The sequence below is a fragment of the Mesorhizobium sp. M0615 genome (assembly GCF_040320805.1).
Lineage (GTDB): Bacteria > Pseudomonadota > Alphaproteobacteria > Rhizobiales > Rhizobiaceae > Mesorhizobium.
Genome location: NZ_JAMYQI010000001.1, coordinates 444,599 through 457,517, shown reverse-complemented (window position 1 = coordinate 457,517; position 12,919 = coordinate 444,599). Strand labels below are relative to the sequence as shown.

Sequence of the window (12,919 nt, the reverse complement as noted above, 5' to 3'; positions counted from 1 at the left end):
GCGCCGCCAATTGGCACGGGTGGGGCATCATGCTAGGCGTTTTGACCAAGCGATAAAAAAATAAGAGTGGGACAGGCTGCATGGCGCAAGCCGCAATCGAACTGATCGGCATCAACAAGAGTTTTGGCGCCGTTCGCGCCAATCGCGACATCAATCTGGAGATCGCACGCGGCACCATCCACGGCATCGTCGGCGAGAACGGCGCCGGCAAGTCGACGCTGATGTCGATCCTCTACGGCTTCTACCAGGCCGACAGCGGCGAGATCCGTGTCGGCGGCAAGCCAGCGTCGATCAAGACCTCCAACGACGCCATCGCGCTCGGCATCGGCATGGTGCACCAGCACTTCATGCTGGTCGACAATTTCACCGTGCTGGAAAACATCATCCTCGGCGCCGAAAGCGATGCGCTGTTGAAAAAGAGCATCGCCAAGGCGCGCTCCGAACTGGAGCGGCTCGAGCGCGAATACGGGCTGGAAGTCGATCCCGACGCCATCATCGAGGAATTGCCGGTCGGCCTGCAGCAGCGTGTGGAAATCCTCAAGGCGCTTTATCGCGGTGCCGAAATCCTGATTCTCGACGAGCCGACGGGCGTGTTGACGCCGGCCGAGGCCGACCATCTGTTCCGCATCCTCAGGCAGTTGAAGGACCAGGGGAAAACGGTGGTGCTGATCACCCACAAGCTGCGCGAGATCATGGCCATCACCGACAATGTCTCGGTCATGCGCCAGGGCACGATGGTGGCGACGCGCGAGACCAGCAAGACAACAGTCGGCGAACTGGCCGAACTGATGGTTGGGCGGCGCGTGCTGCTGCGGGTCGAAAAGGGCGAGACGGAGGCCGGCGCGGTCAAGCTGGCCGTCAAGAACCTGACGGTGAAAGACCAGCGCGGCGTCACCATGGTCGACGACATCTCCTTCGATATCCACGCCGGCGAGATCGTCGGCATTGCCGGTGTCGCAGGCAACGGCCAGTCCGAACTGCTCGAGGCGATTTCCGGCATCAGGCGCGCGGTTTCCGGCTCGGTGATGCTCGATGGCAAGCCGATCGACCTGACCGGGGCCGCCGATCCCGGCGAGTTGCGCGACCGTGGGCTCGCCCATGTGCCGGAGGACCGCCATCATGTCGGCCTGGTGCTGGCCTTCGAGGAGAACGAGAATTCGATCCTCGGCTACCATGACGACCCGCGCTACCTCAAAGGGCCGTTCCTCAACATCGACGCCATCATGACCGATGCCAAGGACAAGATCGAGAAGTACGATATCCGTCCCGGCAATCCGCGTCTGAAGACGGCGAATTTCTCCGGCGGCAACCAGCAGAAGATCGTGCTGGCGCGGGAAATGGAACAAGACCCAGGTGTTCTGATCGTGGGCCAGCCGACGCGCGGCGTCGATGTCGGCGCCATCGAATTCATCCACAAGCGGCTGATCGCCATGCGCGACCAGGGCAAGGCGGTGCTGGTGGTGTCGGTCGAGCTCGACGAGATCCGTTCGCTGTCCGACCGCATCCTGGTGATGTTTGCCGGGCGCATCGTCGGCGAACGTGGCCCCGAGGCGACCGAAGGCGAGCTTGGCCTGCTGATGGCAGGCGTCGATCGCCAGGAGGCGGCAGAGTGAGCACGCCTTACGCCAAACTGCCGGCCTGGGCCGATTATGGGCTGATCCCGCTGATCAATCTGTCAGTGGCCTTCATCGTTGCCGGTTTCGTCGTCATGCTGGTCGGCGAAAACCCGTTTCGTGCCGCCGTCATCCTGGTCGAGGGCGCTTTCGGCAAGGGAACCGGCATTGCCTTCACGCTGTTCTATGCCACCACCTTCATCTTCACCGGCCTGTCGGTGGCGGTGGCCGCGCATTGCGGCCTGTTCAACATCGGGACCGAGGGCCAGGCCTATATTGCCGGCCTTGGCGTGGGCGTGGTCTGCCTCGCCTTCGACACTGTGCTGCCGTGGTGGCTGACCTTTCCGCTGGCGATCGTCGCCGGAGCCGCCGTCGGTGCGCTGTGGGCGCTGATCCCGGCCTATCTGCAGGCCAAGCGCGGGTCGCACATCGTCATCACCACCATCATGTTCAACTTCATCGCGGCCTCGATCATGGTCTACCTCCTGGTTGGGCCGTTGAAGCCGGCGGCGTCGCAGGCGCCGCAGACGCGCAACTTCCTCGCCGGCGCCGAACTGCCCAAACTCAACTGGATCATCGAACTGTTCGGCGCCAAGATCCGCTCGGCGCCGTTCAACATCTGCTTCCTGCTGGCGCTGCTCATGGCATTCCTGGTCTGGCTGCTGATCTGGCGCACCAAGCTCGGCTACGAGATGCGCACCTATGGCCACAGCCCGAAAGCGGCGCGCTATGCCGGCATTTCGGAGACCCGCATCATCATCATCGCGATGATGATTTCGGGCGCGCTGGCCGGCATGATGACGCTGAACCCGGTGATGGGCGACCAGCACAATGTGGCGATCGATTTCGTCTCCGGCGCCGGCTTCGTCGGCATCGCCGTGGCGCTGATGGGCCGACTGCATCCGGTCGGCATCGTGCTGGCGGCGATCCTGTTCGGCATGCTCTACCAGGGCGGCGCCGAACTTGCCTTCGAAATGCCGGCGATTTCCCGCGACATGATCGTCATCATCCAGGGTTTGGTCATCCTGTTTGCCGGTGCGCTGGAGCACATGTTCCGGCCCTACGTCCAGGCGCTGTTCGCCTCGTTCAGTCCAAGGTCGGTGGGCATCGAAGCGGTCAAAGGGAAGGGCGCCTGAGATGGACGTCTTCATCGCCATCGTGCAGATCCTGGATTCGACCATACGCCTGTCGGTGCCGTTGCTGCTCGCTTGCCTTGCCGGCCTCTATTCGGAACGCGCAGGCGTTTTCGACATCGGGCTGGAAGGCAAGATGCTGGTCGGCGCCTTTGCAGGTGCGGCCGCCGCTTCGGTCTTCCATTCGGCCTTCCTCGGTCTCGGCATGGCGATCGTGATGTCGGTCGCCTTTGCCTTGGTGCACGGCTTCGCCTCGATCACCCATCGCGGCAACCAGATCGTCTCCGGTGTGGCCATCAACTTCGTCGCCGCCGGCTCGACCATCATTCTGGGCCAGGCCTGGTTCCAGCAGGGCGGGCGCACGCCGGCGCTACAGCCGGGCGAGCGTTTCGAGGCCATCACTCTGCCAGGTGCTGCCGCGATCCATGATGTGCCGATCATCGGGCCGATCTATTCCGAGCTGCTCTCTGGCCATTCGATCCTGGTCTATCTCGCTTTCGCCATGGTGCCGTTCACCTGGTGGGTGTTGTTTCGCACCCGCTTCGGCCTGCGCCTACGCGCCGTCGGCGAGAACCCGGCCGCCGTCGACACCGCCGGCATCTCGGTCGCCTGGCTGCGCTACCGGGCCCTGATCTGCACCGGTGTGCTGACCGGCATTGCCGGCGCCTACCTCTCGATGGTGCAGAATGGCGGCTTCGTGAAGGACATGACCGCCGGCAAGGGCTACATCGCACTGGCGGCGCTGATCTTTGCCAAATGGCGACCGGTGAACGCCATGTTCGCCTGTCTTCTGTTCGGCTTCCTCGACGCGGCGGCGATCCGCCTACAGGGTTCGCCGCTGCCGTTGATCGGCAAGGTGCCGGTGCAGTTCATGCAGGCGCTGCCCTATGTGCTGACCGTGATCCTGCTTGCCGGCTTCATCGGCAAGGCGATCCCGCCGCGCGCCGGCGGCGTGCCTTATGTCAAGGAACGTTGATCCGGGCGCCCAGGAGCACTGTGTCGAACATGCGGCTGGTGCTCGAAAGGCGCCAGGAAAACGCAAATGGCCGGGTTTTGACCACGATCGTCGGAGAGAACGTCTAGATGTCGCATGATCTGTTCGAAGCCGCGCAGGAGGCCATGGCCAAGGCCTACGCGCCCTATTCGAAGTTTCCGGTGGGTGCGGCGTTGCGCACCGAAGACGGCCGTGTCTTCACCGGCGCCAACATCGAGGTCGCGTCCTATCCGGAAGGCTGGTGCGCCGAGACCACGGCGCTCGGCCATTACATCATGGGCGGCGGCGGCAAGATCGTCGAGGTCGCCGTCATTGCCTCGCGCATGGCCAAATGCTCGCCCTGTGGCGGCTGCCGGCAAAGGCTGGCGGAATTCTGCCGGCCGGACACAAAGCTCTATCTTTGCGACAACACCGGCGTGGTCGAGACCGTGACCATGGGCGACATGCTGCCCTACGGGTTTCGTGGCGACATTTTGAAGTGAGAGTTGGCTGATATGAAGGAAGCTCTGGACCACCTCGTTGAAAGGCTGGACGGGTTGGCGCCGACAACGGCGATGGTGCTGGGGTCGGGCCTTGGCGGGCTTGTCGACCAGGTCGAAAATGCCGTGCGCATCTCTTATGCCGACCTGCCGGGTTTCCCCCGCAGCGGGGTGACTGGCCATGCCGGCGAGGTGGTCGCGGGGCTTTTCGCCGGCACGCCGGTGCTAATGCTGTCCGGCCGCGCCCATTATTACGAGCACGGCGTTGCTGCTGCAATGCGGCCGGCGCTGGAGGTGCTTGCCGGCATCGGCATCACCAAGCTGATCCTTACCAATGCCGCCGGCTCGGTCGATCCCGACATGCTGCCAGGATCGGTGATGCTGATCACCGACCACATCAATTTCTCCGGCTCCAACCCGCTGATCGGCGAGCCTAGCGACCGCCGCTTCGTCGGCCTGACCGAAGCCTATGATGCCGGCCTGCGCGCGGCGATCGAACGGGCGGCGAAGGCGACAGGGACGGCGCTGCACAAGGGCGTCTATATGTGGTTTTCCGGTCCGTGCTTCGAAACCCCTGCTGAAATCCGCATGGCGCGCGTCATGGGCGCCAATGCGGTAGGGATGTCGACCGTACCGGAGGTCATTCTCGCCCGCTTCCTTGGGCTTCGCGTAGCCGCCTGTTCGGTGATCACCAATCTCGCCGCCGGGATGACCGGGGCGGAACTGTCGCACCAGGAGACCAAGGACATGGCGCCGATCGGCGGCGCACGGTTGGCGACGATCCTTGCGCATGTGTTCCAGGATGGGTTGCCGGAGCTGAAGGGCGACGCCTGATGCTTCCCCAGGAAATCATCCGCCGCAAGCGCGATGGCCAGAAACTGTCGGCGCAGGAGATTTCGGCCTTTGTCGCCGGCGTAACTTCGGGCAGCGTCTCGGACGGTCAGGTCGGCGCCTTTGCCATGGCGGTGTTCTTCAACGGCATGAACCGCGACGAGGCGGTGGCGCTGACGCTCGCCATGCGCGATTCCGGCGATGTGCTCGACTGGTCGGACCTGCCGGGTCCGGTCACCGACAAGCATTCGACCGGCGGCGTCGGCGACAATGTCTCGCTGATGCTGGCGCCGATCGTCGCCGCTTGCGGCGCCTATGTGCCGATGATCTCCGGCAGGGGCCTTGGCCATACCGGCGGCACGCTGGACAAGATGGATGCCATCCCGGGCTATATCAGCCAGCCGGATATCGCGCGCTTCCGCAAGACGGTGCTCGAGACCGGCTGTGCCATCATCGGCCAGACCGCCGATCTCGCGCCCGCCGACCGTCGCCTCTATGCGATCCGCGATGTGACCGGAACGGTGGAATCGGTGCCGCTGATCACTGCCTCTATCCTGTCGAAGAAACTCGCGGCCGGCCTGCAGTCGCTGGTGCTCGACGTCAAGGTCGGCAATGGCGCCTTCATGGAGAAGTCGCGCGACGCGACAGCACTGGCCAACAGCCTGGTCGAGATCGCCAACGGCGCCGGCCTGAAGGCCTCGGCGCTGGTCACCGGTATGAACGAGCCGCTGGCGTCGGCGGCCGGCAACGCGGTCGAGGTGCGCAACGCCGTCGATTTCCTCACCGGGAGGCTCCGCGACAAGCGACTGGAGGATGTGACGCTGGCGCTGGCCGCCGAGATGCTGCAATCGGCAGGGCTGGCGTCGTCCAATCAGGACGGTCTCAGGCGCGCGGCCGAGACGCTGGCCGGCGGCCGCGCGGCAGCCGCCTTCGCACGTATGGTCGCAGCCCTTGGTGGTCCCGCCGATTTCGTCGAGAAGCCGGAAAAATACCTGCCGAAAGCGGCGGTGGAGTTTGCGGTCAAGGCGGCAGGCAACGGTTTTGCCACCGGTATTGCCACCCGCGATATCGGCCTTGCCGTGGTCGGGCTCGGTGGCGGGCGCACGCGGCCGGACGACAGGATCGACCATGCGGTCGGCATCACCAGACTACTGCCGCTCGGCGCCGAGGTGCGGGCCGGCGAGCCGCTGGCGCTGGTCCACGCCCGCACGCAAGTGGAGGCCGAAGCGGCCGCAGCCGCCTTGCTTTCGGCCTATACGATCGGAGCGTCGAAACCAGCCGCCGACAAGACTGTCATCCGGCGCGTGCTGCCGCGCGGGTAGCGGAAGGCGCTACTGTACCAGCAACAGTGTGCCGTTTTCGACCTGGTATTTTGCCAGCCGCTGCAAAAAGCTCATGCCGATCAGGTTGGTGCGCAGCGCCTTGTCGTCGAGGACCACGGCCTGGATGTTGTCGACGCTGATCTTGCCGATCTGCAGGCGGTCGATGTTGACCACAGCGGCCCTGATCGCGCCATTGGCGGTGTTGACCTGATGGCTGAAATCCGACGGGTTGAGCGAGATGCCGATGCGGCGCGCCGTCGAGGTGTTGATGGCGACCAACGTGGCGCCGGTGTCGATCATGCCGTCGACCTGGCGGCCGTTGAGCTTGAAGGCGGAGGTGAAATGGCCGCGCTCGTCGGCCGCCACCAGGACCTTGCGACCGGTGGGCAGCGGTGCGGCCGGCTTGGCGGGAACCGAGGCGAGGCTCAGCTCGGGCTGCGGTTGCGGCTTGCCGGCGACGGTCGACTTCAACAGGTTGTCGAGAATCTGCGGGTTCGACTGATAGACGATCGGGATCGATGCCGACGTTCCGGCGAACACGCCCAGAATGAGAAGCTTGCGCAGCATGAACGGACCTTCGTGAAGGCCCATTCTTGCCCACGTATGGTGTGTGCCGCTTTAACGCCAACCCGAAACCGCGGCTTTGCGTAAACGGGCGGTAAACGACTGGATGTCAGCTGGCCTTGCCAGCCGCCGTCATTTGGTTCCGTACATGCGGTCGCCGGCATCGCCGAGGCCGGGCATGATGTAGCCCTTCTCGTTGAGCTGGCGGTCGATGGAAGCGGTAAAGACCGGGACATCCGGATGCGCCTTGGTGAAGCGCTCGATGCCTTCTGGCGCCGCCAGCAGGCAAAGGAAGCGGATGTTGGTGGCGCCGCGCTCCTTCAGCCTGTCGATGGCCGCGATGGCCGAGTTCGCGGTCGCCAGCATCGGATCGACGACGATCACCAGCCGGTCGGCGAGATCGCTCGGCGCCTTGAAGAAATATTCCACCGCCTCCAGCGTTTCGTGATCGCGGTAGAGGCCGACATGGGCAACGCGGGCCGCCGGGACCAGGTCGAGCAGGCCTTCGAGCAGGCCATTGCCGGCGCGCAGCACCGAGGCGAAGACCAGCTTCTTGCCCTCCAGCGTCGGCGCTTCCATGGTTTCCATCGGCGTTTCGATGGTCGTCGTCGTCAGTTCGAGGTTGCGGGTGACCTCGTAGCCGAGCAGCAGCGAGATCTCGCGCAGCAGCCGCCGGAAACCAGCGGTCGACGTCTCCTTCTTGCGCATGATGGTGAGCTTGTGCTGGACAAGCGGGTGGTCGACGACGGTGACGCCCTGCATGGGTTGCTCCAGTGAATGGTGAATAGTGAATAGTGAATAGTGAGCAGGTTTGCGAGTCCCGATGGCTCAATCATTGCGGTTGACAGGCCGAAGAGCCGGCAAACCATTCACCTCTTCGCATCGAGCCGGGCAAGCAGCGCGCTTTTCGTTTTCCTGTCGACGAAAGCCGCCTCGATCGCGGTTCGGGTGATGGCGGCCAGCGCCTTTTCGTTCATGGCGAAATGCTCGGCGGCGATGTCGTATTCGCGCTTCAGCGAAGTCCAGAAATAGGGCGGGTCGTCGGAATTCAGCGTCACCTTGCAGCCGGCCGCCTGCAGGGCGGGGAAAGGGTGATCGGCGAAACTGTCGTAGACCTTGAGCGCAATGTTGGAGCCGGGGCAGCATTCGAGCACGATGCCCTCATCGGCGATGCGGCGCACCAGGTCGGGATTTTCGATGGCGCGCACGCCATGGCCGATGCGCGAGGGGCGGATGTGGTCGAGTGCGGCCTGCACCGTCTCCCAGCCGGTCAACTCGCCGGCATGGATGGTGATGCCAAGACCCGCTTCACGGGCGATCTCGAAGGCCCTGACATAATCCTCCATCTCGCCCATGCGTTCATCGCCGGCGACGCCGAAGCCGGTGACCAGCGGATTTCCGCAGCGCGCCGCAAAACGCGCCGCCTGCTCGATCGATTCGACGCCGACATGGCGTACGCCGGTGACGATCATGCGGCCCTCAATGCCGGTCTTGGCTTTGGCGCGCAGCATTCCTTCGCCGAGCGCATCGGTGTAGGCCTTGGGCGACAGGCCGGCCCTGACGGCATGGTCGGGCGAGGTGAAGACCTCGGAATAGATGGCGCCGTCGCGGGCAAGGCTGGTCAGATAATGGTCGGCGAGGCGGGCATAATCCTCCTCGGAGCGGAACAGGTCGGCGGAAAAGTCGTAAGCCGCGAGGAAAGAGGTGAAGTCGTGCCAGACGAACGAGCCGTTCTGGATATAAAGCGAGGTGTCCTTGCCGTATTTCTGCGCCTGGCGGACGACGAGTTCGGGCGCCGCTGCCCCCTCGATGTGGCAGTGCAGTTCCGCTTTCAAAGGCATGCAGTTATCCCGTCTCATCAGTCCAGGCCGTAAAGCCCACCACCTGGAAGCGCGGCCGAACACCGCGCCTTAAACAATAGCGCCCGCACCATCGATCGGCTATGGTCCCGCCGGTTTTATGACGGATCAAAATAATGTCAGTTGAGAGAACCACGGCCGCGGGCGGCATGGAAACCTCCTATGGTTTCAAGAAGGTAGGGCCAGGCGACAAGCAGCCTCTGGTCAATGAGGTTTTCCACAAGGTGGCGAAGCGCTACGACCTGATGAACGACCTGATGTCGGCCGGACTGCACCGGCTGTGGAAGGATGCCATGGTGACATGGCTCAATCCGCCGAAACGTCCGGGCTGGAAAGTGCTCGACGTGGCCGGCGGCACCGGCGACATCGCCTTCCGCATCGTCGACGCCAGCCATGGCAACACGCATGCCACGGTGCTCGACGTCAACGGCTCGATGCTCAGCGTCGGCCGCGACCGGGCAGAAAAGAAGGGCCTGTCCGGGAATACCGATTTCGTCGAGGCCAATGCCGAGGAACTGCCTTTCGCCGAGAGCACCTTCGACGCCTACACCATCGCATTCGGCATCCGCAACGTGCCGCGCATCGATGTCGCGCTGACGGAAGCCTTTCGCGTGCTGAAGCCCGGCGGACGGTTCCTGTGCCTGGAGTTTTCCGAGGTCGAGATGCCGCTGCTCGACAAGGTCTACGAAGCCTGGTCGTTCAACGCCATTCCGCAGATCGGCAAGATGGTGACGGGCGACGGCGAGCCCTATTCCTATCTGGTCGAATCGATCCGCAAATTTCCCAACCAACAGAATTTTGCTGCCATGATCACCCGCGCCGGCTTCGAGCGCGTGTCGTTCCGCAACTATTCCGGCGGCATCGCAGCGCTTCATTCGGGCTGGAAGCTTTGAGGCCGGACAGTTTGCAGCAGCAGGGTAGACGATGAGCAGCGTCGGCGCCGCCTTTCGGCTCGCGCGGGCCGGCTGGGTGCTGGTCCGCGAGGGCGTGATCGCAGCACTGCCGGGGGACGAACTCAGCGGCCTGCCGAAATTCGGCTGGCGCATGGCCCGGCTGTTCACCCGCCGCCGCGCGCTCGCTTATGAGCGCAGCGACCGGCTGGCCAAGGCGGTGGTCAGGCTCGGACCCTCTTATGTCAAGCTCGGCCAGTTCCTGGCGACGCGGCCCGATGTCGTCGGCAACGACATGGCGCTCGACCTCGCCATGCTGCAGGACAAGATGCACACTTTTTCGCAGGCGGAAGCGGTGGCGGCGATCGAGGGCTCGCTCGGGCGCAAGATCGGCGAACTCTATACGCAGTTCGGCGGGCCGGTCGCGGCGGCCTCCATCGCCCAGGTCCATCCCGCGCAGGCCATGCATGACGGTGTCGATACCAAGGTGGCGGTGAAGGTGATCCGGCCTGGCGTGCGCCGCCGCTTCTTCCAGGATCTCGAAAGCTATTTCCTCGCCGCCCGGCTGCAGGAGAAATACATCCCGTCGTCGCGCCGGCTGCGGCCCGTCGAGGTGACCGAGACGCTGGCGCAAACCACCAAGATCGAGATGGATCTGAGGCTCGAGGCGGCAGCGCTTTCGGAACTTGGCGAAAACACCAAGGATGACCCGGGCTTCCGCGTGCCGTCGGTCGACTGGGAGCGCACCGGGCGCGATGTGCTGACCATGGAATGGGTCGACGGCGTCAAGATGAACGACATCGCCGGCCTCGCTGCGGCGGGGCACGATCTGAAGGCGATCGCCACCAACCTGATCCAGTCGTTCCTGCGTCACACGCTGCGCGACGGCTTCTTCCATGCCGACATGCATCCAGGCAATCTGTTCGTCGAGGCCAATGGCAATATCGTCGCCGTCGATCTCGGCATTGCCGGACGGCTCGGCAAGAAGGAGCGCCGGTTCCTCGCCGAAATCCTCTACGGCTTCATCACGCGCGACTATCTGCGCGTCGCCGAGGTGCATTTCGAGGCCGGCTACGTGCCGCGTCAGCACAATGTCGCGGCTTTCGCGCAGGCCATTCGCGCGATCGGCGAGCCGATCCATGGCCAGCCGGCTGAAACCATCTCGATGGCGAAGCTTCTGACGCTGCTCTTCGAGGTCACCGAACTGTTCGATATGGCCACGCGGTCGGAACTGATCCTGTTGCAGAAGACCATGGTGGTGGTCGAAGGCGTCGCGCGCACGCTCGACCCGGCCTTCAACATGTGGAAGACGGCCGAGCCGGTGGTCGGCCAGTGGATCGCCGGCAATCTCGGGCCGAGCGGCCTGCTGATGGACGCGCGCGACGGCGCCAAGGCGCTGCTGGCGCTGGCCCGCCAGGCGCCCGATCTTGCCGCCCGCACCGAGCGGCTGTCGCGCGAGATCGATTTTATGGCGGAGCACGGCCTCCGCTTCGACGAGGCGACATCGCGCGCCATCGGCAAGGCCGAAGCCCGTTACACCCGCTCGGGCCGGCTGGCGCTGTGGGTGATCGCGCTGACGCTGGTTTACATCGCGTGGAAGCTGCTCTGATCGCTTGCAACGCTAGCAACGGTGGTGCTAGCGTTGCAGTCGCGCTATTGATGTCGCGGAGCAAGTCATGGGCACCATTACTGTCCGCAATCTAGCTGACGACGTGAAGCAGAAATTGCGTGAGCGCGCTGCGGCGCGCGGGGTGTCGATGGAGGAAGAGGCGCGTGATGCGCTTGCCAAAAGCGTGCTGTCGGCGGAAGCCGGCATGCCCGAGAGCGAAACCCTCTATGCAACAATCCGCCGCTTGGTTGAGCCTCATGGAGGTTTTGACATCGATCTGCCCGAGCGAGGTCAATCCACAAAAACGCACAAAACCCTCGACGGCAAGCGCATCCTGCTGATCATCGGCGGCGGCATCGCCGCCTACAAGGCGCTGGACCTGATCCGCCGGCTGCGCGAGCGCGGTGCGGCGGTGCGCGTCGTGATGACATCGGCGGCGCAGGAGTTCGTCACCACGCTTTCGGTCGGCGCGCTTTCGGCCGACCATGTCTTCAGCGAATTGTTCGACCGCAATGACGAGCACGATGTCGGCCATATCCGCCTGTCGCGCGAGGCCGACCTTCTGGTAGTGGCGCCGGCCACTGCCGATCTGATGGCCAAGCTCGCCAACGGCCATGCCAACGATCTGGCCTCGACGGTGCTGCTCGCCACCGACAAGAAGGTGCTGATGGCGCCGGCGATGAACCCGAAAATGTGGTCGCATGCCGCGACGAGCCGCAACCGGGCGACGCTCGCCAAGGATGGCATCGCCTTCGTCGGCCCGGCCAAGGGCGAAATGGCGGAAAGCAACGAGGCGGGCGAGGGCCGCATGGCCGAGCCGCTGGAGATCGTGGCAGTGATCGAGGCACTGCTCGACAGCAGGCCGAAGCCGCTGGCCGGCCGCAGGATCATCGTCACCTCGGGGCCGACGCATGAGCCGATCGACCCGGTGCGCTACATCGCCAACCGCTCTTCGGGCAAGCAGGGCCATGCGATTGCGGCAGCGCTGGCAAGACTGGGCGCGGATGTACGCCTGGTCTCCGGTCCGGTTGGCATTGCCGATCCGGCCGGCGTTGTGACGACGCATGTGGAGACCGCGGCCGAGATGAAAGCGGCCGTCGAACAGTTGTTGCCGGCGGACGCCGCGGTCTTCGTAGCTGCCGTCGCCGACTGGCGCACCGCTGGCACGGCCGGCGAGAAGATCAAGAAGGTGGCGGGCCAGGGCCCACCGGCGCTGCAAATGATCGAAAACCCCGACATTCTCGCCGGCGTCGGTCATCACGGGCAACGCCCGGGGCTGGTTGTCGGCTTCGCCGCCGAGACGCAGGACCTGATTGCCAATGCCGAGGCCAAGCTGAAGAAGAAGGGCGCCGATTTCATTGTCGCCAACGATGTCTCGCATGAAAGCGGCGTCGGCCCCACCGGCGTCATGGGCGGCGACCGCAACAAGGTGCGCATCGTCTCGAAGGACGGTGTCGAGGAATGGCCTGAGATGGGCAAGGACGAGGTGGCGGCGCGGCTCGCCGCGCTCATCGCCGAGCGTTTGCAAGCCTGAGCGGCCGCCGGTTCCGCAATCGGGCAGGCCATGGTCTTGCTGGCAGCCTTGTGGCCGAGGGCATTTGACGCCGACAGTGCCGGCGGAATGC

12 protein-coding genes are annotated in these 12,919 nt (G+C 64.5%); 9 read left to right on the top strand and 3 right to left on the bottom strand.

The window, feature by feature from the left end; all coding sequences use genetic code 11:
• The first annotated feature begins 80 nt into the window (after positions 1-80).
• The 6 genes from NKI46_RS02260 (at position 81) to deoA (ending at position 6,372) form a co-directional block, all read left to right on the top strand.
• A complete protein-coding gene (locus NKI46_RS02260; RefSeq protein WP_023698756.1) occupies positions 81-1,613 on the top strand; it encodes an ABC transporter ATP-binding protein in 1,533 nt (510 codons plus the stop codon).
• Positions 1,610-2,749, top strand: coding sequence for an ABC transporter permease (locus NKI46_RS02255; protein ID WP_023686470.1), 1,140 nt, complete (start codon positions 1,610-1,612; stop codon positions 2,747-2,749). The genes NKI46_RS02260 and NKI46_RS02255 overlap by 4 nt, the downstream gene beginning before the upstream one ends.
• Position 2,750: 1 nt before the next feature.
• Complete coding sequence (locus tag NKI46_RS02250) at positions 2,751-3,722, top strand: ABC transporter permease (protein ID WP_023683182.1); 972 nt, start codon at positions 2,751-2,753, stop codon at positions 3,720-3,722.
• Positions 3,723-3,829: 107 nt separating this feature from the next.
• On the top strand, positions 3,830-4,222 hold the full coding sequence (cdd, locus tag NKI46_RS02245; RefSeq protein WP_023714063.1) for a cytidine deaminase: 393 nt from the start codon (positions 3,830-3,832) through the stop codon (positions 4,220-4,222).
• Positions 4,223-4,234: 12 nt separating this feature from the next.
• Positions 4,235-5,053: a purine-nucleoside phosphorylase gene (locus NKI46_RS02240; RefSeq protein WP_023691860.1), complete on the top strand. Its 819-nt coding sequence runs from the start codon at positions 4,235-4,237 to the stop codon at positions 5,051-5,053.
• Positions 5,053-6,372, top strand: coding sequence for a thymidine phosphorylase (deoA, locus tag NKI46_RS02235; RefSeq protein ID WP_352744524.1), 1,320 nt, complete (start codon positions 5,053-5,055; stop codon positions 6,370-6,372). Before NKI46_RS02240 ends, deoA begins: the two co-directional genes overlap by 1 nt.
• Before the next feature lie 9 nt (positions 6,373-6,381).
• Here the strand turns inward: deoA and NKI46_RS02230 are convergent, their stop codons facing one another.
• The 3 genes from NKI46_RS02230 to NKI46_RS02220 all read right to left on the bottom strand — a co-directional run bounded on the left by NKI46_RS02230 (position 6,382) and on the right by NKI46_RS02220 (position 8,777).
• Positions 6,382-6,939: a TIGR02281 family clan AA aspartic protease gene (locus NKI46_RS02230; protein ID WP_352744644.1), complete on the bottom strand. Its 558-nt coding sequence runs from the start codon at positions 6,937-6,939 to the stop codon at positions 6,382-6,384.
• A gap of 129 nt (positions 6,940-7,068) precedes the next feature.
• The gene (gene upp, locus NKI46_RS02225) at positions 7,069-7,698 is read right to left on the bottom strand and encodes a uracil phosphoribosyltransferase (protein ID WP_352744521.1); all 630 of its coding nucleotides are present in this window, start codon (positions 7,696-7,698) and stop codon (positions 7,069-7,071) included.
• A 107-nt stretch (positions 7,699-7,805) separates the two neighbouring features.
• Positions 7,806-8,777, bottom strand: coding sequence for an adenosine deaminase (locus NKI46_RS02220; protein ID WP_023804686.1), 972 nt, complete (start codon positions 8,775-8,777; stop codon positions 7,806-7,808).
• Between the two features lie 134 nt (positions 8,778-8,911).
• Between NKI46_RS02220 and ubiE the strand changes: the two genes are divergently transcribed.
• The 3 genes from ubiE to coaBC all read left to right on the top strand — a co-directional run bounded on the left by ubiE (position 8,912) and on the right by coaBC (position 12,828).
• Positions 8,912-9,688 carry a bifunctional demethylmenaquinone methyltransferase/2-methoxy-6-polyprenyl-1,4-benzoquinol methylase UbiE gene (ubiE, locus tag NKI46_RS02215; protein WP_352744518.1) on the top strand — a complete coding sequence of 259 codons (777 nt, stop codon included), beginning with the start codon at positions 8,912-8,914 and terminating at the stop codon, positions 9,686-9,688.
• Positions 9,689-9,719: 31 nt separating this feature from the next.
• Positions 9,720-11,294, top strand: a complete 1,575-nt coding sequence (gene ubiB, locus NKI46_RS02210) for a 2-polyprenylphenol 6-hydroxylase (RefSeq protein ID WP_023755055.1) — start codon at positions 9,720-9,722, stop codon at positions 11,292-11,294.
• Between the two features lie 67 nt (positions 11,295-11,361).
• A complete protein-coding gene (gene coaBC / locus NKI46_RS02205; RefSeq protein WP_023735051.1) occupies positions 11,362-12,828 on the top strand; it encodes a bifunctional phosphopantothenoylcysteine decarboxylase/phosphopantothenate--cysteine ligase CoaBC in 1,467 nt (488 codons plus the stop codon).
• Positions 12,829-12,919: the final 91 nt, after the last annotated feature.

What these genes read in the sequence shown, in the direction of transcription:
- NKI46_RS02260 (WP_023698756.1), top strand. Translation starts at nt 81, where the DNA reads ATGGCGCAAGCCGCAATCGAACTGATCGGCATCAACAAGAGTTTTGGC.
- NKI46_RS02250 (WP_023683182.1), top strand. Translation starts at nt 2,751, where the DNA reads ATGGACGTCTTCATCGCCATCGTGCAGATCCTGGATTCGACCATACGC.
- cdd (WP_023714063.1), top strand. Translation starts at nt 3,830, where the DNA reads ATGTCGCATGATCTGTTCGAAGCCGCGCAGGAGGCCATGGCCAAGGCC.
- NKI46_RS02240 (WP_023691860.1), top strand. Translation starts at nt 4,235, where the DNA reads ATGAAGGAAGCTCTGGACCACCTCGTTGAAAGGCTGGACGGGTTGGCG.
- deoA (WP_352744524.1), top strand. Translation starts at nt 5,053, where the DNA reads ATGCTTCCCCAGGAAATCATCCGCCGCAAGCGCGATGGCCAGAAACTG.
- NKI46_RS02230 (WP_352744644.1), bottom strand. Translation starts at nt 6,939, where the DNA reads ATGCTGCGCAAGCTTCTCATTCTGGGCGTGTTCGCCGGAACGTCGGCA.
- upp (WP_352744521.1), bottom strand. Translation starts at nt 7,698, where the DNA reads ATGCAGGGCGTCACCGTCGTCGACCACCCGCTTGTCCAGCACAAGCTC.
- NKI46_RS02220 (WP_023804686.1), bottom strand. Translation starts at nt 8,777, where the DNA reads ATGCCTTTGAAAGCGGAACTGCACTGCCACATCGAGGGGGCAGCGGCG.
- ubiE (WP_352744518.1), top strand. Translation starts at nt 8,912, where the DNA reads ATGTCAGTTGAGAGAACCACGGCCGCGGGCGGCATGGAAACCTCCTAT.
- ubiB (WP_023755055.1), top strand. Translation starts at nt 9,720, where the DNA reads ATGAGCAGCGTCGGCGCCGCCTTTCGGCTCGCGCGGGCCGGCTGGGTG.
- coaBC (WP_023735051.1), top strand. Translation starts at nt 11,362, where the DNA reads ATGGGCACCATTACTGTCCGCAATCTAGCTGACGACGTGAAGCAGAAA.